The 18,838-nt window shown below is 49.8% G+C and carries 16 protein-coding genes; 5 read left to right on the top strand and 11 right to left on the bottom strand.

The features are described 5' to 3' along the window. The 4 genes from BM299_RS01425 to BM299_RS01410 form a co-directional block, all read right to left on the bottom strand. On the bottom strand, positions 1 to 809 hold an 809-nt coding region (locus tag BM299_RS01425), incomplete at its 3' end, for a YeiH family protein (protein WP_092481660.1). Positions 810 to 1,262: 453 nt separating this feature from the next. Then, a complete protein-coding gene (locus BM299_RS01420) occupies positions 1,263 to 1,676 on the bottom strand; it encodes a YidH family protein (protein WP_245779593.1) in 414 nt (137 codons plus the stop codon). A 36-nt stretch (positions 1,677 to 1,712) separates the two neighbouring features. Next, positions 1,713 to 3,299, bottom strand: coding sequence for an ASKHA domain-containing protein (locus BM299_RS01415; RefSeq protein WP_281246346.1), 1,587 nt, complete (start codon positions 3,297 to 3,299; stop codon positions 1,713 to 1,715). A gap of 213 nt (positions 3,300 to 3,512) precedes the next feature. Continuing rightward, positions 3,513 to 3,908 (bottom strand): DsrE family protein, encoded by a 396-nt coding sequence (locus tag BM299_RS01410; protein ID WP_092481659.1) that lies wholly within the window; start codon positions 3,906 to 3,908, stop codon positions 3,513 to 3,515. A 575-nt stretch (positions 3,909 to 4,483) separates the two neighbouring features. Between BM299_RS01410 and BM299_RS01405 the strand changes: the two genes are divergently transcribed. From BM299_RS01405 to BM299_RS01395, 3 genes are read left to right on the top strand one after another with little or no spacing between them, the layout of a single operon-like run. Continuing rightward, entirely contained in the window at positions 4,484 to 5,056 is a 573-nt protein-coding gene (locus BM299_RS01405) for a TetR/AcrR family transcriptional regulator (RefSeq protein ID WP_092481658.1), read from the top strand. Positions 5,057 to 5,059: 3 nt separating this feature from the next. Beyond that, positions 5,060 to 6,163: an efflux RND transporter periplasmic adaptor subunit gene (locus BM299_RS01400; protein WP_092481657.1), complete on the top strand. Its 1,104-nt coding sequence runs from the start codon at positions 5,060 to 5,062 to the stop codon at positions 6,161 to 6,163. A 3-nt stretch (positions 6,164 to 6,166) separates the two neighbouring features. After that, entirely contained in the window at positions 6,167 to 9,268 is a 3,102-nt protein-coding gene (locus BM299_RS01395) for an efflux RND transporter permease subunit (protein ID WP_092481656.1), read from the top strand. 182 nt (positions 9,269 to 9,450) lie between these two features. Here the strand turns inward: BM299_RS01395 and BM299_RS01390 are convergent, their stop codons facing one another. Together BM299_RS01390 and BM299_RS01385 are read right to left on the bottom strand one after the other, a co-directional pair. Then, positions 9,451 to 12,222: a 1,4-alpha-glucan branching protein domain-containing protein gene (locus BM299_RS01390; protein WP_092481655.1), complete on the bottom strand. Its 2,772-nt coding sequence runs from the start codon at positions 12,220 to 12,222 to the stop codon at positions 9,451 to 9,453. A 15-nt stretch (positions 12,223 to 12,237) separates the two neighbouring features. Beyond that, entirely contained in the window at positions 12,238 to 12,741 is a 504-nt protein-coding gene (locus BM299_RS01385; protein ID WP_092481654.1) for a DUF4912 domain-containing protein, read from the bottom strand. A gap of 290 nt (positions 12,742 to 13,031) precedes the next feature. Here BM299_RS01385 and glgP point away from each other — a divergent pair, with 290 nt between their 5' ends. Together glgP and BM299_RS01375 are read left to right on the top strand one after the other, a co-directional pair. Then, positions 13,032 to 15,587: an alpha-glucan family phosphorylase gene (glgP, locus tag BM299_RS01380; RefSeq protein WP_092481653.1), complete on the top strand. Its 2,556-nt coding sequence runs from the start codon at positions 13,032 to 13,034 to the stop codon at positions 15,585 to 15,587. A gap of 182 nt (positions 15,588 to 15,769) precedes the next feature. After that, positions 15,770 to 16,360: a uracil-DNA glycosylase gene (locus BM299_RS01375; RefSeq protein WP_092481652.1), complete on the top strand. Its 591-nt coding sequence runs from the start codon at positions 15,770 to 15,772 to the stop codon at positions 16,358 to 16,360. A gap of 4 nt (positions 16,361 to 16,364) precedes the next feature. Here the strand turns inward: BM299_RS01375 and BM299_RS01370 are convergent, their stop codons facing one another. The 5 genes from BM299_RS01370 to BM299_RS19035 form a co-directional block, all read right to left on the bottom strand. Beyond that, positions 16,365 to 16,616, bottom strand: coding sequence for an SHOCT domain-containing protein (locus BM299_RS01370; RefSeq protein WP_092481651.1), 252 nt, complete (start codon positions 16,614 to 16,616; stop codon positions 16,365 to 16,367). Positions 16,617 to 16,647: 31 nt separating this feature from the next. Further along, on the bottom strand, positions 16,648 to 17,070 hold the full coding sequence (locus tag BM299_RS01365) for a putative ABC transporter permease (protein WP_245779592.1): 423 nt from the start codon (positions 17,068 to 17,070) through the stop codon (positions 16,648 to 16,650). A 133-nt stretch (positions 17,071 to 17,203) separates the two neighbouring features. Further along, positions 17,204 to 17,380 carry a hypothetical protein gene (locus BM299_RS19165; RefSeq protein ID WP_165608126.1) on the bottom strand — a complete coding sequence of 59 codons (177 nt, stop codon included), beginning with the start codon at positions 17,378 to 17,380 and terminating at the stop codon, positions 17,204 to 17,206. A gap of 114 nt (positions 17,381 to 17,494) precedes the next feature. Next, positions 17,495 to 17,737: a hypothetical protein gene (locus BM299_RS01360; protein ID WP_092481650.1), complete on the bottom strand. Its 243-nt coding sequence runs from the start codon at positions 17,735 to 17,737 to the stop codon at positions 17,495 to 17,497. A 140-nt stretch (positions 17,738 to 17,877) separates the two neighbouring features. Next, positions 17,878 to 18,750, bottom strand: a complete 873-nt coding sequence (locus tag BM299_RS19035; RefSeq protein ID WP_131820591.1) for a hypothetical protein — start codon at positions 18,748 to 18,750, stop codon at positions 17,878 to 17,880. Positions 18,751 to 18,838: the final 88 nt, after the last annotated feature.

The raw sequence follows: 18,838 nt of genomic DNA, 5'->3' as shown, positions 1-18,838 counted from the left end.
CAACTCAGGCCTAAAAAGCCGAAAATAAACCAGGGAATTGACAAGCCCTGCGATCCGGCGCTTTGTTCCTTCCTTGCATCCCTCATGTTAAACCAAAGACTAATCCCAAGAGTAACGGGAATTAATAGTGCCACCCGACCGAGTTTGGTTAAAATAGCCATATTGGCCGCAGATTCACCTGCCGGCTGAGATGCTGCTACCACATGGGCTACTTCGTGCAAGGTTGATCCCGCAAAAATACCGTATTCGTTTAAACTTAACCCCAGAAACGGTTTTAACAGAATGTATAAAATACTGCCAATGGTCCCCAAAACAGCAACACTCGCCACAGATACCACAGTTTCATCCTGATTCGCTTTAATCGTTGGCGCGACCGCAGCAACAGCAGCGGCTCCACAGATTCCTGTCCCTACTGCTGTCAGTAAGGCCAATTTTTCTTCAACAGCCAGTATTCTTCCTAGATAGCATATAATAACAACGGCCATAATAATTACCGATGCATCCAGGAGAATGATTTGGGGACCTGTAGCAATAATGGCATCTAAGTTAAGACGAACACCCATTAAAACAATACCATAGCGCAGGAGTCTCTTGCTCGCGAAGCTTATTCCTGTGTTGGCATATTTGGGGATTCCCATAAATGCCCGCCAGGCCATTCCAACTAAAATAGCAATAACCATCGGCCCGGGTACTGACAAAAGAGGTATGTGGATAATGTTTTGGGCAAGGACTCCCACTACCATAGTTAGAACGAGTCCTTGGATGCTACCGTGAAGAAAATCTTTACGCTGAAGAACTGCAACCTGCATCTCAATCCTCCCCTCAAATTTCTTTCTAAAGTTTACCGCAACAATTGGCGGGATTGGAAATACCTGATGATAATAAGTCTTATAATGAGGTACTTATATTTATAAGGGTAATTTCTCATGCACACTTTTCTGCCCCTGGAACCGGGATTTATGGCTTTAAAACCGCCGGAAGTTCTTTCCTTTTAGCATGGGAAGGAAGGAGCGACAATTCTACTATATCGGGTCGCTTTACAGAATCTAAAGGAAGGTAAAAGGGGAAGGTAAAATTGCCAAGAGAGAATGAACGGTACACTGGAAGAGCCGTAATTGCGGGCATATCCATGAGGGTTCCGAAAGCACCGGAAATATGCCCGGTAGTAACCACCCGGGCCTTTTTTCAAGTTATTCTATGAGGATTATTAATCTGAAGCGCTTTTCATGCTCATCTTCTACCCGGGCTACGCACTCAAAGAATCAACGGGGAAGAGGTGTGCGCAACAGATAAATCACTACCAGTACCGTAACTAATAATAACGTGGCAGCCAGCAACAAGTCAGCCGTAAGTGAAGGACGGTATGTACCCTGGTTAATCTGGGAGCGCGTTTGCAGGTAACGGGCGGCAGCCAGGATTACAACCAACCCTGACATGATGCTGAAAGCCACTCCCAGATAAGCTGCTACCCCTCTGGTCGGAGTGGAAAACATGCTGCCCTGATATTCCAAGAACCGTAAATATGCCGAAAACTTTTCAATTACAAAACCAAAGGCCAAAATGGCTACAGAAGTACGGATCCATGACAGGAAAGTTCGCTCGTTCGCCAGGTGTTCTTGTATATGCTGCCGTTCGCCTGTTTGGCGGCATCTATTTTCATTATCCTTCCTATTCAATTCTAACTGCTCCTTTGTCACCATCATCAGTATGGTCTAATCGCGCAACAGTCCCCGCCGGAGCATCTTTTCTTTTACGGTGGGATAGTAATCAAGATTGGTATGGGGTAGAAATTTACTGCCCACAAACTTATTCATAAATACCTCGCTGGCGTTAAGCTCAAAATACGTTATGCTGCGCGCTATCTTCTCGGCCTCCCGTCTGCTGTCATCGGATATCAGCACCAGTCTGGCTCCTTCCCCGGAACTGTTACCTAGCCGGATCATTCGTTCCCGGGGCAAGTCCGGATACAATCCTATGGTTATGGCTGATTCCAGGTCCAGGTACTGCCCAAAAGCTCCTGCTGCATAAAAAGTTTCTATATCAGCCAATTGGCATCCCACACTTTCAAGCAATACTTCCAAAGCTGTATTAACAGCGCTCTTGGTGCGCATGATATTATCAATATCGGTCTGGGTAAAAGTAATATCTTTTCCGGTGGCAGATTCAGATGCCGGCACTACGACAAATTCCTTTTCAGTGTCCCTGAACTTACCCGCCCGATCGATGATTCCGGCCAGCAACAATTCAGCCAGGCAATCTATCAATCCGGAACCGCAAATACCCGCGGCCTTTTGCCCACCTATAGTTCGATAGACCACCTTCCCGGTTTCCGCATCAATTCGTACCTGGTAAACGGCTCCCGGTTCGGCCCGCATGCCGTCGTGGGCAACACCGCCTTCCAGTGCAGGGCCGGCTGCTCCGGCACACGCCGCAAGCCATTCACTGTTCCCCAATACCATTTCCCCATTGGTACCGATATCGATAAAAACAGCCAGTTCCGGTTTTTGGTACATTCCGCTGGCCAGAATACCGCCGGTTATATCTCCGCCCACATAACTTCCAACCCCTGGCAAACAATAAAGAGGCGCTTTGGGGTTAACTGCCAGACCGGGTTCAGATGCGTTAACGCAGCCCGGCAGATTAACAACCGGTATATATGGTTCCATGCAGATTCGGGAGGGATCAAGCCCTAAAAGCAAGTGTACCATCGTAGTATTGGCACCCACGGTGACGGCACTAATTTCCAGGTTCTTTATTTTAAATTCCCGCACCAGGCGGTTAATAATATTATTTAATGTGTTCACTACTGCGTCCTGCAGCTGTTTTCTGCCCTCCGGGGTGCCGGCCAGGTAAATTCTGGTCAATATATCTTCTCCATACCGGACCTGTTCATTATACTCAGCAGCGGAACCCAATATTTTCCCAGAGGTCAAATCTACCAGGTAACCTACCACGGTGGTCGTTCCCAGATCTACCGCCAGCCCGAAATGGCGCTCCGTCTTGTCACCGGGCTCGATATCAATCATTTGCCAATTTCCCCCGAAATCAGCCACCGTCACTGTTACCCGCCAAGCTGCCTGGCGTAATACTTCACCCACTTTGTTCATCAAGTCCAAAGGTACTTTCAGGTTATGATACCGGTCAATTAATGCCGCCATTAATCTGTCAACATCCGCATGATTGTTTAATAAACTGGGTGGATCCAGTTCAATATAATGCTTCCGGCTCATCGGGTTTATGGTAACATCGACAAGAACCCGGTTCTGCAAAATAATTTCATTGCTATTTTTTACCGACAATGACTTTTGCACCTCCTAATTAGTAAACATATCCGAGATTTCATACCATATGGCGTCGTTATTTGCCAAGCGCCAGGTCTAAAACCTCCGTCTTTAGGCGGAAGCTTTAAGTTTAGGAGTTGACTTTGCGTGGATTAGCTGTAGCATTCATCCAAGAGGTGAATGTTACAGCAGCGGAGGTCGCTTGAGTAATTTTCAACTGTTTCTTTGCGCTTAGGTTTTGATATACGCGTATCCTTCAGCTTGCTTTTTGGCAATCTCTGTTATACCCGCCGGAACTACCGTAATAAAAGGGGGTAGCATGTTTTCATCTAAGGAATGCATCCTAAGAGCGTTTCGGCAGGCAACAAATCTTATTCCCATTTGGGCTAATTTATTCATTTCTTCATATAGTTCTCCAGTTGCTTTTCCACAACTCGTTGAAGTTTCCCCTGAACCTCCTGCGATTCGGCATTTTTCACTAAAAGCAGAAACCGCAGCGCCGTTAGCCACAACCTCAATATCCGCATTCTCTTGTCCTACATCTTTAACAAAATTAATGATGCTTGAAAATGTCCCTTGCCACTTTTCAGGTTCGTTTAAATGGAAAAGAACTTTCAGTTTGCCCATCAGAAATGCCTCCTTTACGCACATTGGCCAAATTATTAACAATAATTCTATAACTATTGGGATAAAAGTTATATTCCCAAACTTTTTGATAATATTCTTAGACTTGGTGTAAAAAGTTCCTTTCGGCCATGCCTGAAGCCCTGGCCTGGCAACACAGGTCAATCCGAGGCCTTATACCGAACCCCTGGCAATTTATTTTCTTGAATTAAATATTGTTTCTTGTGACACTAAAATTACCTCCTAAACTCCCCAGGAAGCAAACTATAGCTATAGTTAAAACATATCATCATTAAGGGCCGAATGGAAATATCAAGTAATGATGTGATTTATAAGTGGTGCTTATAAATGGGAGTGCAAACTTATTTTTTTACCGCAAGCAGCACGACTACCACCACGGCGGCAATCACGGTTACCACAAGTACTAACCACAAGAAAAAGAAACACCTCCTGTTCAAGTTAATGGAAGAAATCTTTGATTAAAGGATAATATTTTCTTGACCTGTGGCAACTTTACCAGTAAACTTAATTATGGAAACCAAGGAAAACATATTAGTTTCTTGAGGGAGGTTAAGCTTTTGAAAGAACGCATAATACAAGAGGCTGATATGCAAATATTAAAATTTGGCTTCAGGAGATTTACCGTCAATGATATCGCTTCCAATTTAGGTATCAGCAAAAAGACTATATACAAGTATTTTGACAGCAAAAGGCAACTTATCAGTGAGGTGGTAGACAATGCTTTAAAAAGGAAACAAGATTATGTGATGCAAATTATGCAAAAAGAAGGTGATTGGCTGGAAAAGCTGGAGGCGATAATCAGTATGGAAAGGGAGGAACCACCTGATTGGATGGTGACTGAATTACGGCGGTTTTTTCCCGAGGAATGGGTTAAAATCCAGGATAAAATGCAGTTTCACCGCGAGCAGGTAAGAAAATTGTTAATGCATGGCATTGAAAAGGGAGATATTAAACCGGATATTCACCCGGCAGTTATTGACCTGGTAATGCACAAATCCATAGAGGGGTTACTTGAAACCGATTTTTTGACTGAGAACAATTTAACTTTTAAAAAAGCCAGGGAAGATATAAAAAGTATTATTTTGCGCGGCATATTGGCCAAAAATTACCAGCCAGGGAACGAGGGGTAAAGAATGAACAGCAAATTTAAATTTTTGTTAATTCCGCTGGTTGCCATATTGGCATTGGGTTTATTCAAAGGGACCATATGGAGTAAAAGCAAACCGGTACAACAGCCGGAACAATATGTGCATACAGTATTGGCTGCGGAAGTGGCGAAGGTGACTAAAGAGAACACTCTGGCCCTGACCGGAACTGTTGAGGCCAAGGATGAAGCCATTATCAGCGCCAAAATACCCGGCAAAGTAAGTAAAGTGATGGTGGAAAACGGCGATTTTGTTAAAGCCGGTCAGCCGCTGGTGCTGCTGGAAAATACTGAGCACAAAAATGGTTTGACTAACGCTCTTGCAGCTTTAAAGAAAGCGGAAGCAAACTTACATACCACTAAAATAAATTATGAGCGCATGGAACAGTTATACCATGAAGGCGCGATCGCCCAAAAGGATTTTGATGACGTTCAAACCGCATTAAAATTGGCCGAAGCAGACGCTGAAGCAGCATCTGCCGCGGTGGCCAATGCCCGGGAATCTTTAAACAGCACCACTGTTACTTCGCCTATCAATGGATTTGTGGCAAACCGAAATGTCACCACCGGTCAGGTGATAGCAGCGGGGACTCCTTTAATGATGGTGGAAGACATGTCTTACGTGTATGCTGTGGTAAATATCGAGCAAGAACAGATGGCGCACGTTAAGCCGGGTTTGCCGGCCGAAGTGACGGTGGACGCTTACGGCGACCGCAAATTCAAAGGCGCGGTGTCCGTTATGAACCCCTCTGTAAATAAAGCCGCCCGGGTATTTGAAACGAAAATTAAAGTGGATAATGAAGAGCATCTGTTAAAGCCCGGCATGTTTGTCAAAGTGCTTTTGAAAACAGGAGAATCGAAAAAAGTGCCGGCGGTGCCCAGGGCGGCGCTGACCGGTAAACAAGGCATGTTTTTTGTGTTCCTGGTAGACGGTGAACAAGTTAAGCGCCGGCAGGTGGAAATTGGCCAGTTAATTGGACAATTTGTTGAAATCAAGTCCGGCCTTGCCGAAGGACAACGGGTGGTAGTAACCAATGTCAATAAGCTGAAAGACGGGGATAAGATAAAAATCACCCGGGAGCGGGAGGGCTAGGCTATGTTTTTGACCAACATAAGTTTAAAAAGGCCGGTCTTTGCCACGGTAACCATTTTGGCTTTGGTGCTTCTGGGACTGATTAGTTATTTGGACTTGAATATTAACGATTACCCGGAAGTGGAATTCCCCTATGTGGCTGTAACAGTGGTTCAAGCGGGAGCATCTCCCGAACAGATGGAAACCAAGGTTGCTTTGAAGTTAGAGGAAGCTATCGGGCAAATCTCGGGGGTCAAGCATATATATACCACTGTGCAGGAAGGGGTTGTCACTGTGGTGGCGGAGTTTACGCTGCAAACGCCGCCGGATGTGGCTGCCCAGGATGTGCGGGATAAACTGGGCACAATCAGAGGGGAATTACCGCTGGACATTGAAGAACCTGTTATTTCCAGGTTTGACCCCTCGGCAGCACCCATTGTGTCCCTGGCCGTTACCGGTGCCACATCTCTAAGAGAACTGACCACCATCGTTGATGACGAGATAAAAAACGCGCTGGAAACCATAAACGGTGTAGGGGACATAAATATTTACGGTGCAGAGGAAAGGGAAATAAAAATCTACCTGGATAAGGAAAAGCTGGCCGCTTATCATCTCACGCCGTATGAAGTGGTAAGCAGTTTGCGCAGTGAAAACATGGAAGTTCCCGGGGGGAAATTAAGCGGCAACAACCGGGAGATAACTATTCGCACCGCGGGTGAAACAAAAAAAGCAGAAGATTTTGCCGATCTGCCTGTAGCCCGGCGCAACGGTGTGCAGCTTTACGTTAAAGACATAGCCTCCGTGGTGGACGGGGTGGAGGAAAGGGACAGTATTTCCCGTTACCAGGGCAAACCGGCCATTGGCATTGATGTGGTTAAACAATCAGGTACCAACACGGTGGAAGTTGCAGAAAAAATTAAAGAAGTAGTGGAAAATATTCAAGGCAATCTTCCTCCCGGCGTCAACCTGGAAATAGTTGCCGATAACTCGGTATATATCAGAGATTCGGTAAACGACGTGGTGCGCACTCTTATTGAGGGCGCCATATTGGCTGTTGTTACCGTATTTATATTTCTGCGCGATTGGCGCAGCACCATGATCGGCGCACTGGCCATCCCCACCTCCATTATTACCACTTTTTTTGCCATGAAAATACTTGGTTTTACACTTAATTTCATGTCACTGATGGCCCTGTCTTTATCTATCGGCTTGTTGATAGATGATTCCATTGTCGTCATTGAAAACATTGTGCGGCACAAGCGTATGGGTAAAAGCTCCTTTGCGGCGGCAAAGGAGGGTGCGGCTGAGATAGGGTTGGCAGTGATGGCCACCACCTTTACCGTTGTCGCGGTGTTTTTGCCCGTGGGCATGATGACCGGAATAGTGGGCCAGTTTTTCAAGCAGTTCGGCATTACTGCGGTTTGTGCTGTTCTTGTTTCGCTGCTGGTTTCATTTACGCTGGTGCCCCTGTTTTCCTCCCGGTATCTGAAAGACGAGGAAGATGTTCCTAGAGGGCCTCTCGGCAAATTTTTACTCTGGTTCAACCGCAAATTCGACGGTTTGAGTGTCAACTACTCCCGATTACTCAAGGTGGTTCTGAGAAACCGTCTTAAAACATTGGCCGTTGCCGTGCTGTTATTTGTGGGTAGCATTATGTTGATTCCTTTTTTGGGGTCCACTTTCGTGCCTTCGGGAGATTATGGTGAATTCAGGGTGTCTGCTGATTTGGATGCCGGGCTAACCCTGGAGGCGGCGGGTGAAATAGCAAGTAAGCTGGAGCAAATGATCAGCAGTTACCCGGAAGTGATAAAAACATACTCAACCGTAGAATCCGACAGCGTGGGTATATATGTAAAGCTGGTGGATAAATATGACCGTAAAAGAAGCCAGAGTGAAATAGTTGCTGATATGAGGCGAAAAGTAAATAATATACCCGGCGCCCGGGTATATATTAATGAACAGGCGGGTTTGGATGAGGGAAAACCCGTGCAACTCAGCCTGCTGGGCGATGATATGGAAAAGTTGATACCCATGGCGGAAGAAGCTATGCGGATTATGGAAAGCATACCCGGCGCAGTGGATGTTAGCAGCAGTTATAAACCGGGGAAGCCGGAAGTCAGCCTGAATATTAAACAGGATGTGGCTGCAGATTTGGGCGTTTCCACAGCCCAGGTGGCGGACACCTTGCGTACCTTGTTCAACGGGGTGGTGGTCAGCCAATTTGAGGAAGAGGATGACCGCTTTGATGTAAGGGTTGTTTTAAAAGAAGAACAGCGGAAAAATTTAACTGATTTAAACCAAATCTATATAATGAGCTCTTACCAGGATGAAAATGGCAATTCTGTAATGGTTCCCTTAAGCCAGGTTACCGAAACGGTGTTCAGTACCGCGCCCAGCGTGATCAAGCGTTTTGACCGCAGTAAAGAAATACAGTTGGGGGCCAACCTGGAAGGGATATCTCTGGGAGAGTTCAACAAAAAGTTTATGGAGCGAATTAATAAAGAGTTGGAGGTTCCCGATGGCTACCGCATATATGCCGGAGGTGAATCCGAAAGAATGGAAGATACTTTTAGCACCATGGGGTTGGCGCTTTTTACCGGAGTGATGTTTATCTTCTTCATCCTGGCAGCGCAGTTTGAGAGCTATATTGACCCCTTCTCCATTATGCTTGCACTGCCCATGGCGATAGTGGGGGCCATTTTCTCGCTGCTGATTATAGGCAGTGATTTAAGTATCATGTCCATGATAGGAATTATCATGCTTATGGGGCTGGTAACCAAAAATGCTATCTTGCTGATTGACTTTACCAAGCAAGAACGCGCCAGAGGCACAGAGCGGAACGAGGCTCTGCAAAAAGCGGCTCTCACCAGGCTGCGCCCCATTATCATGACCACCTCGGCCATGATTTTAAGTATGGTCCCGCTGGCCCTTGCACTGGGGAAAGGGGCGGAAACCAGGGCACCCATGGCTCACGCCATTATCGGCGGTTTAATTACATCTACCCTGTTGACCCTGGTTGTGGTGCCGGTGGTTTATACCCTCCTGGATGACTTGAAAAGTAAAACCGGTTTGTTAAAAGAGAAATTAAAGCTGCCGGCATTGAAAAAAGGGTTGTCCGGCAAATAGTACAATTAACGCAAATTGATTAGTTTAAGTGAGTGTTCGAAAAGGAACACGAGAGACACGAGAAGTTCAAGGCGGCGAAGGTCTTGAGGAGCGGAGCGTATACATAATACGTGAGCACCGCAAAAGCCGAGCCAACGCAGAAATTCGACGTGGATCTTGCGCGGACTTTTCGAACATCCTCTTTAAGTCCTGTTGATCGCCTCGGCGTAGACTTCCAGTGTGGCGGAGGCAATCTGCCGCCAGTTAAACTTGGTTACCACGTTCCGGCGGGCCCGCCGGGCGAAATGTTGGGCCAGTTCGGGGTTCTTTATCAATTCCGACACGTAGCGGGCCAGCATGTGCGCATCGCCCGGCGGGGTCAGGTAACCGTCCACACCATGTTCAATAACATCCCTCAGTCCCCCGGTGTCCGAGACCACCAGAGGCACGCCGGCGGCCATGGCTTCCAGGGCCACAATGCCGAAAGGCTCGTACAGGCTGGGGAAAACGGCCACCGTGGCTTCGCAGAGCAGCCGGTTCCTGGCGTCGTCGTTTACAAAACCGACGAAATCCACCTGCCCCGCCACCCCGAGTCCTTCCGCCAGGCTTTCCAGTTCCGGTTGATAGGGGCCCTTGCCGGCGATCAGCAATTTTACCGGGCCCACCGTTTGCTGTATTTGCGGCAGCGCTTTAATCAGCACCTGTACCCCTTTTTCAGGCACCAGCCGCCCCAGAAACACAATATTCCGGTTGCTGTCGTCCTTCGTCGCCGGCTTGTTCGGGGCGCTGAGGATGCTTTCCGCTTCCACGCCGTTGGGGATCACCCTTAGTTTATCCGCCGGTTGGTTGAACAGCCGGGCAATTTCGCGCCCCATATAACCGCTGCAGCCGATAATCATGGTGGCGCGCCGGGCCAGTTCCGTTTCCAGGCTGTGGATGTGCCTTTGGAGGTCGTTGTGCAAACCCCGGTTGCGCCCGTGTTCGGTGGCGTGGATGGTGGCCACCAGCGGCAGGCGCAGCCGGTCGCTTATTTCCCCCGCGGCGGTGCCCACCAGCCAGTCGTGGGCGTGCACCAGGTCAAAGGAACCGAAAACTTCGACCAAGCGGTCCGCTGCCTGCACCATTCCGTCATTTAGTTGGTTGATCCACTCCATAAAGTTTTCGGCGGTCAGCAGTTCCCGGTGAATTCTGTGCACATATACTCCCTGGTCCAGGCTGAAAATATCCTTTCCCGCTGCGGGGCAGGTAATGACATGCACTTCATCACCCGCCGCGACCAGGGCGCAGGAGAGGTCGTGCACATGTCTGGCCAGACCGCCCACCGTTTTGGGCGGGTATTCCCAGGAAAGCATCAGAATGCGATAGCTGTTGCGTGCGCAGGCGGGGCGTTTGGCCGGCCCGCTGCTGCGGTAGATACGATAGTCAATGTCCGGCAGGAATCTGGAGCGCGATTCAATATCGTGCAACGTTCCTTCGTGAATGCTGTGGTTTGCCAGCATATCCGCCAGGATATTAAACCGCCCGATATGGTTTTTGAAACGCCGGACGGCGTAATCCACCGCAGTGCCCGAATGAATAATGAACGGCCAGTCGCTGCTCTGGGCCAGCAGCAGTTCCCTGGCGGCCTGGTTGAGACATCTTTTCTCCGGTTCACCGGCCTGCGGGTATTCGTCGGCCAGTGCGGACATCCTGTCTTCGGCCCGGTGCAGGTGTTTGTAAATCCAGTCGTTTGAGGGGTTCAGCCAGTATTCATTATAGCCCCCGGCGCCCCAACTGCACATGGCCAGGTCCGCGGCCTGGTTTTCCGGATATTCCTGCAGGTATTCCGTGGGAGTGACCATGGCCAGGGATTCGGTGGCGGCTACTTCCCGGCACAGGTAATTCAACCACCAGGGTCCTTCAAACCACCAGTGACCGAACAATTCGGCGTCATACGGGGCCACCGCCAGCGGGCGGCGGTTAATTACCCGGGCCGCCCGCTCCAGCTGCGCCAGGCGCCGGCGGCAAAAATCTCCGGCGTGCCGGGCCGCCCTTTCACGGGCCGCGCCGGGGAGGTAGGGTTCTTTATGCGGCCCGTTGCCCGTAATACGGTGATATTTGAACCCCGTGTCCACCCGGAGGTGACCGCCGGGAAGAAATGGCCCGATGTAATCAATATCCAGGTCGTAGCCGATATCACGGTAAAATTCCCGGTAATACGGGTCGCCAGGGTAACCGCCCTGCCTGTCCCACACCTGCCGGGAAGATTCGGGGTCGCGTCCGAAGGCGGCCACGCCGGCACCGGTGCACACCGGGGCAAAAATGCCGTAAACCGGCGCGGGGCGGCTGTTGGCGATGCCGTGGGTATCCACAAAGAAATAAGTGATGTCGTATTCTTTAAGAATTTCATCCAGTCCCGGGGCATAACCGCATTCGGGCAACCAAATGCCCGCGGGCCGGCGATCGAAATGCCCGGCGTACAAATCCAGGGCGGTCTTGATCTGGGCGCGCCAGCTGGCCCGGCTCGTCATAAGCGGCAAGTAACCGTGGGTGGCGCAGGTGGTGATGATTTCCAAATGGCCCTGTTGCTGCAGCTGTTTGAGGGGGTAAATCAAATTGCGCTGATAACCCTCATATATATCTTTGATTTCCAGCAGTTTATCCAAATAAAAACCGGCCAGGTGTTTAAAGTGCGGGTCGGCGGAGAGACGTTCCCGTTCCAGTCTGGCCAGAGTGATTGACTTTTGCAGGTGTTCGATATAGCGTTCCTGCAATAATTCATTCGTCAACATGGTGATCAAAGTGGGCGAAAGGGAAAGGGTGATACGGAAATTCACCTGATCGGTTTTAAGTGCTGAAAAAACGTTAAGCAGCGGCAGATAGCATTCTGTGAGCCCCTCAAAAAACCACCTTTCTTCCAGCACACCGGTCTGTTCGGGGTGGTGGACTAAGGGCAGGTGACCGTGCAACACCAGACAAAGGTAACCGGCGGGCATAAGTTTTCCCCCCTTTCAGGAAGCCTTGTTGATGCCCATGTAAAAAGACATGGACTCCGTTAACTCCTGTACCGTTTCCTTGATGGGTTGCCGGACGGGGCCGGCTGCTGCCACAACCTGATTGGCTGTCGGCCGCCACTTGATTTCTTGCGTGGTGGCCAGGGGAGTGGCGGGCGGTATGTATACAATATTGGATTTGATGATGCTGTAAAAACGCTGATCTTCTTGCCGGCCGATTTCCGCCTGGTAGCGGCGGGCCGGTTGCAGGTCGTTAAAGTACCAGTTTTCCGTATAAGGCGGTAGCTGCAAGCTGCGTATCAATCGTGGTTCGCATTCTTCACTTACACTGGACGGCACATCATAGAGATTTAAAACGAGAATGCATTGTTGCAGGGCTTTCCACTGTCCAAAGGCAAGCTCCCAGTAAAGGTGAACGGTTGTCGGGTTGACCGCCATCATATTCATAATATTTTCGTCATACCATTGCGGCAATTCCAGCCGGTCGATGTAATGAAGCATGAATACTGACCCCTTTCTTTTTACTTGGCAGTATTATATTAATATAATATTATAAATTGAAGTAGAATTGGAAAAAAATGTTTAAAAATTTTATAAAATTTCCTTGGAATACAAATTAATTTATTGATGGAACTATTTACTTTGTTATATTATAATAAATAGTGAATAATATCACAACCGGTTGGTTGAGCAAATTTAATTTTCTATAATTTTTTTATGGATGGGGCTCTTATTTTAAGCATTTTTTGTTTGCCCGCTGATATTATTTAATTTAACGGGGGTGTATTTTAATGTATGCGTTTCGTACGATATCTGTTATTCCGCGCTTGCCGGATTCTATCGGTCGACTCAGGGAATTGGCATATAACCTCTGGTTCAGTTGGAATGATAAGGCCACGGGCCTTTTCCGGTCCATTAATGCCGAATTGTGGGAGGAAGTTTACCACAACCCGGTGCAATTCTTATTACGGGTTGACGAATCCGAGTTGAAAACGGCGGCGGGAAATGAACAATTTTTAAAGCAATACAGTGAGGTCATTGCTGATTTCGATCACTACATGCAGAGTAAAACCTGGTATGACAGGCAAAACTGCCAAAATAACGGGAATAACCATTTGATTGCTTACTTTTCGGCTGAATTCGGGCTGCATGAAGCGCACCCCACCTACTCGGGCGGGCTGGGCCTGTTAGCCGGTGATCATTGCAAAACGGCCAGCGATTTGGGGCTGCCCTTTGTGGGCGTGGGATTGCTCTACAAGCACGGTTATTTCACTCAGCGCATAAACCGGGAAGGACGGCAGAAAGCTCATTACCAGTATCAAAATTTTGATGAAATGCCCATAACTTTGGTGACGGATGAAGGCGGGCATGACCTGGTGGTGGCCGTGGAACTGCCGGGCCGCCGGGTACATGCCCGGGTATGGCGCATGCAGGTGGGTCGGGTCAGTATTTTTTTCCTGGATGCCAATATAACCGCCAACAGCCTTGAAGACCGGGAACTCACGGGGCAGCTTTACGGGGGCAACCGGGATACCCGCATCAGCCAGGAAATACTTTTGGGTATGGGCGGGGTTCGTGCACTGCGGGCCATGGGTATTCACCCCACTGTATGGCACATTAACGAAGGGCACGCCGCTTTTCTCATGGTGGAACGGCTGCGGGAACTGGTGGAGGAAGAGGGCCTCTCGCCGGGTTCCGCCCTGGAGGCGCTGCGGGCGGATACCCTGTTTACCACCCATACCCCCGTGCCCGCCGGGCATGATGTTTTCAGTCTGGAAATGGTGGACCGGTATTTCGGGCACCTGTATAAGCAACTGGGCATGAGCCGGGAGCAGTTTAACGCGCTGGCTCATGACCGCGAGCGGAACGGGTTCAACATGACCATGCTGGCCCTGGGCGCCAGCGGTTTTTGCAACGGGGTCAGCCGGTTGCACGGGGGGGTGTCCCGGACTATGTTCGGGCATCTGTACCCCGGAATACCGGGTGAGGAAGTCCCCATCGGGCATGTGACCAACGGCGCGCATACCCTCACCTGGCTGGCGCCGGAAATGCGCAGTTTGTTTGACAAATACCTGGGATCGCAATGGAGCAGCAACATTTCCCGGGCAGCGGTCTGGGATAAAGTAAATAATATTCCCGACCGGGAACTGTGGGAAGTGCATGTTGGCCGCAAGGAAAAAATGCTGCGATTTGTGCGTGGGCGGCTGGTCAAGCAGAGGATGCGCAACCAGGAAACAGTGAACCGGATAAATGAAGTGGGAAGCTATTTAAGACCCGATGTGTTGACCATCGGCTTCGCCCGCCGGTTTGCGACCTATAAACGGGCCGGGTTGCTGTTCCGGGACAGGGACCGGCTGGATGCTTTGGTCAATAACCCCAAACGCCCGGTGCAGTTTATTTTTGCGGGCAAGGCCCACCCGGCGGACAAACCGGGGCAGGAGTTAATCAAGTTGATAAACGATATCGCAGGGGATGACCGCTTTCAGGGTAAGGTTATTTTTATCGAAGATTATGATATTAATGTTTCCCGTTACCTGCTGCAGGGTGTGGATGTCTGGCTCAACACCCCCCGCCGGCCAATGGAAGCCAGCGGCACCAGCGGCATGAAAGCCGCTGTCAACGGCGTTTTGAACTGCAGCGTCCTGGACGGCTGGTGGCCCGAAGGTTATAACGGGCAAAACGGGTTTGCCGTGGGTGCGGACTGGGATTTCCCCGATGAGGAAAGCAACGACCGTTATGATTTTCATTCACTATACACCCTGCTGGAGGAAGTAATTGTACCCGCTTACTATGACCAGGCGGCCGGTGTGCCCAGGAAATGGGTGCGCCGGATGAGGGAGGCCGTCAAAACCATTGTTCCGCGGTTCAGCACCGAACGGATGGTGCTGGAATACGCTGACAAATACTATTTGCGGGCCATGGAAAGAAATAAAATTTTCAGCGCCGATGCATACCGGGTGGCCGGGGAACTGTACGAGCTTAAACAGTTTTTGCGGGAAAACTGGCATCATGTGAAAATTACCGGCGTGACTACCAACGGCGCCGAAAGCATGCATTTGGGTGAAGAAATGTCGGTGCGCGCGGTCGTGGAGTTGGGCCCCATCCCCAGGGAAAATGTTCGGGTGGAAATTGCTTACGGAGAGGCATACGAGCGGGGCCTGCGCCATATTGAAACCGTGCCCCTGGCTATTGATGCCGGTGCCGGTGACAATGGCGGTCATGTATATACGGGAAGCGTTGTTTTGCCCCAGGGTATTTTTGGTTATACGGTACGCGTGCGCCCTTACAGCCCGCATTTCGCCCACAAATTTGAGTTGCCTCTGGTGTGCTGGGCGCCGGTTTTTTAGTGGTTGGCGGCCGATGGTTGGTAAGACACTGAAATGCGCGCAAAAAGGGACTGGCTCCATTTTCGCTCTTTGAAAATGGTGCCTGTCCCCTTTTTATTTTTTGTTGACACGGATATCTTATAGTGATAATTTTTATCTGGAATTGTCTAAAATCATTTCTGCAAACTAGGGATGAAGTGCTTATGAAGGAGCAGGCGTTAAACCAATTATATGCGCGGGTCACGGGCTGTTGCTGCGATTGCCCCGGGGAGCGGGAAGGCGCCGGGTTGGTCAGGGACCGCAGCAACCCGGACGTGGGGATTGTATTATTGGGGGAGGCCCCGGGCGGTGAGGAAATTAAAAAAGGAGTGCCCTTTGCGGGGCAGGCCGGCCGCAAACTGGTTGATTACCTGGCGCTGGCCGGCCTGACCCGGGCGGATGTTTTTATAATCAATTCAGTCAAGTGCCGGCCTACCAAAAACAACGACCGGGCCAACCGCAAACCCAATGCCTGTGAAATAAAAGCATGCGCCCATTGGCTGGACGAGGAACTTGCCATACTTTCGCCCGTGACAGTGGTGACCCTGGGTGATGTGGCCCTGAAAAAGTTCGGCGGCAACGCCGTACGCATCGGCAACTATCACGGTCAGCCGCTGGTATGGGGAGAATTGACGGTTTTTCCTATGTACCACCCGGCGGCGGCCATTTACCGGCGGGCCCTGGAAGACGTGATAGCGGAGGATTTTGCCAAGTTGGGACGCTGGTTGCAGCGCAAAAAATTAAAGGGGGCGTAATCCCTTACTCATTTTTTAGTTCTTCCTTCATGGATAAAAATTCTTCCCGGTTAATTTCCCCGGCGGCATAGCGTTTTTTTAATACATCCATGGCGGAATAATGCTGCTCTAAATCGCCCGGGGTATTTTGTCGCCTGATCAGCCAGTATATGAAGTAAATTATTCCACCTATAACCAGCAGCCATAAGAGCATGGAAATTATCATACCGCCCCAGCCCCACCCCCAGCCACCTCCGGGTCCGTAAAACATGTGCATTTCGGCTAGTCCTCCTTTTGCCGCTTTTTCTTCAGGAAGCAGAAAAGTCAATTTTCGTAAACAGGTCGTGAATCCTTTCAAACAGCAGTCCGGCCATAAACCATAACGGGGCCATGTCCAGGCGGATCAAATTGGCCACCTGCCACCCGTCCCGGTAAATCCACGGGCTGGTGCCCATAAGCCAGCGAATTAACCCGCCGGTGGTGAGTTCCACCGCCCATATTACCAGCACCCAGGTCAGGCCCCGAAGATACCAGTGCAGGGGGCGCATTAATTCGTGCAGCGGTTCGAGGAAAACGGCCAGCCCGTAAATGGGAAACATCCAGAGATAGGTGTGGGCGATCAACCTGGGGTTGCCGCTAAGGCCGGACATGATACCGGTAAACAACACTTCCATGTTCCAGCCTAAAAGGCCGTAAATTGCAAACCGGGTAAGTACATTGCGCATAACCATATTGTGCGCCCGCCGGGAAAGGTTATGCGAGGAATTTTTATCACCACAGCCCATTCCATATTAAAAGCGACAAGCCCCGAACGGCGGTCTTGTCGCTTTATGACCGGGCACCGGCACGCTCGCCGGTGCCCGGTCATTGTTGTTGTTCGGTTTTGAGCGCGGGCCTGAACATATCAAGGATGCCAAGAAGTATGTGGGCCAGACCGAAACCCAGGATACCCGCTCCCCAGTATCCGCCTACGTACCATCCGATCAGGGCGACAATTACCCCCAGGCCGGCCACAATCCAGCTGGTTGTTGCTCCTTGCAAATGAATCGCCTCCTGTGCGTTGAGATTCGTTACTATCCTTTCCCGGCAATTTTTTATTTATACAATGAGGTATACTCAAAAAAATAACGTCCGGTGGCTGCCGGACGGTGGCTATCAGGAAATCTTTTGCAGGTTTTCTTGCTGTCGCTGCTTTTTATTGAAGGCTTCTTCCGCATAATCGGTGGAGATCAGGTATAAGTTTACCCATAAATCGTGTTCGTTGTTTTTTCCTTCCAGCTCAGAGGCCAGTACCTTGAATTTTTTTTCCACGCGATCTTTAAAAGAAGAAAACTCAACCAGTAAATCCACGACCTCGCGTTGACTGTAAGATGCTCCGTCCTTAAGAATTTTGGCCAAAATCTTTCACCTCCCGGAGGCTGGTTTACCATATTATAATTCATGTGGTAAATAATGTTAAGGGGGGTTAAATGTCTATTTCTCCGGGATAAAGTTGAGAAAAAACAAAAGGCCCCGTTTGGGGCCCTCGGAACTGGTATTTATTCAAACTGGTTCTCAGGATTCGGTTGTATTGACTGGTTCATGCGGTTGGCCAGGGCCTGCTGGGCTTGCTGGCTGGCAATTTGGTTTTGCATGTAACCCTGGTTTTGGGTTTGGTTCTGGAACTGGCCGCCGTAGCCCAGTGCGTTGTTGGCGCCATAACCGAATGTGGTGTTGGCCAGACCCTGTCCGCCAAAACCGCCGAAGGATTGGCCAAGGTTTTGATTCATGCGGTTGGCCAGGGCTTGCTGAGCCTGCTGGCTGGCCAGCTGGTTTGCCGTATAACTTTGTGCGTAATTCTGGTTTTGCTGTTGGTTTTGGAACTGGTTCTGGAACTGGTTGCCAAAAGCCTGCGCGTAATTCATTTGGCCCGGCGCGGCGTAACCGCCCAAGGACTGGTTATAGTTCTGAGCGTAGCCCATCTGCGTGGGCGCATAAGAAGTTGCGAATTGGCCGGCGCCAAAACGCTGCTGCGCCGGCATTGCGGAAATGTAGTTGGGCTGGTAATATTGGGTTGTTCCGTATATGCCGGTGGTTTGTCCGGGAGCAAACTGGGTGCCGAAGGTGCCGAACTGCTGCCCGTAACCGCCGGCACCGGTTGTTTGCGGGAAGATGTTCTGCCCGGTGGTGATGGTTTGGGTCAACTGCTGAGCCGTGCTGCTTACAGTGTTGAGGTCGTTGTTGATCCGGTTGCAGATTTGCTGAATGCGCTGCAGTTGTTGGGTGGCGTTGACTTCATGCTGCTGCAGGCGCTGCAACTGTGCGGAGTTGCTTTGCTCGAACTGCTGCAGCTGTGATGTCATCTGGGAAATGTTATTGATCTCCTGGCGCATTCTCTGGATTTGCTGTTGCAGTTGGAAAATTTGATCCATTGACGTACCCCCTTGGAATTATTTTGGTTTAATAGGCTCAGGCATATTATGTTCCATATTTCTGCAATTATAATTGGAAATTAGTTGA

It is taken from the genome of Desulfoscipio geothermicus DSM 3669, from assembly GCF_900115975.1.
In the GTDB taxonomy this organism is placed as follows: domain Bacteria; phylum Bacillota; class Desulfotomaculia; order Desulfotomaculales; family Desulfallaceae; genus Desulfoscipio; species Desulfoscipio geothermicus.
The sequence above is the reverse complement of the archived record's forward strand: the minus strand, read 5'-3'. Positions and strand labels throughout refer to the sequence as shown.

What these genes read in the sequence shown, in the direction of transcription:
- BM299_RS01410 (WP_092481659.1), bottom strand. Translation starts at nt 3,908, where the DNA reads ATGGGCAAACTGAAAGTTCTTTTCCATTTAAACGAACCTGAAAAGTGG.
- BM299_RS01400 (WP_092481657.1), top strand. Translation starts at nt 5,060, where the DNA reads ATGAACAGCAAATTTAAATTTTTGTTAATTCCGCTGGTTGCCATATTG.
- BM299_RS01395 (WP_092481656.1), top strand. Translation starts at nt 6,167, where the DNA reads ATGTTTTTGACCAACATAAGTTTAAAAAGGCCGGTCTTTGCCACGGTA.
- BM299_RS01390 (WP_092481655.1), bottom strand. Translation starts at nt 12,222, where the DNA reads ATGCCCGCCGGTTACCTTTGTCTGGTGTTGCACGGTCACCTGCCCTTA.
- BM299_RS01385 (WP_092481654.1), bottom strand. Translation starts at nt 12,741, where the DNA reads ATGCTTCATTACATCGACCGGCTGGAATTGCCGCAATGGTATGACGAA.
- glgP (WP_092481653.1), top strand. Translation starts at nt 13,032, where the DNA reads ATGTATGCGTTTCGTACGATATCTGTTATTCCGCGCTTGCCGGATTCT.
- BM299_RS01375 (WP_092481652.1), top strand. Translation starts at nt 15,770, where the DNA reads ATGAAGGAGCAGGCGTTAAACCAATTATATGCGCGGGTCACGGGCTGT.
- BM299_RS01370 (WP_092481651.1), bottom strand. Translation starts at nt 16,616, where the DNA reads ATGCACATGTTTTACGGACCCGGAGGTGGCTGGGGGTGGGGCTGGGGC.
- BM299_RS01365 (WP_245779592.1), bottom strand. Translation starts at nt 17,070, where the DNA reads ATGGTTATGCGCAATGTACTTACCCGGTTTGCAATTTACGGCCTTTTA.
- BM299_RS19035 (WP_131820591.1), bottom strand. Translation starts at nt 18,750, where the DNA reads ATGGATCAAATTTTCCAACTGCAACAGCAAATCCAGAGAATGCGCCAG.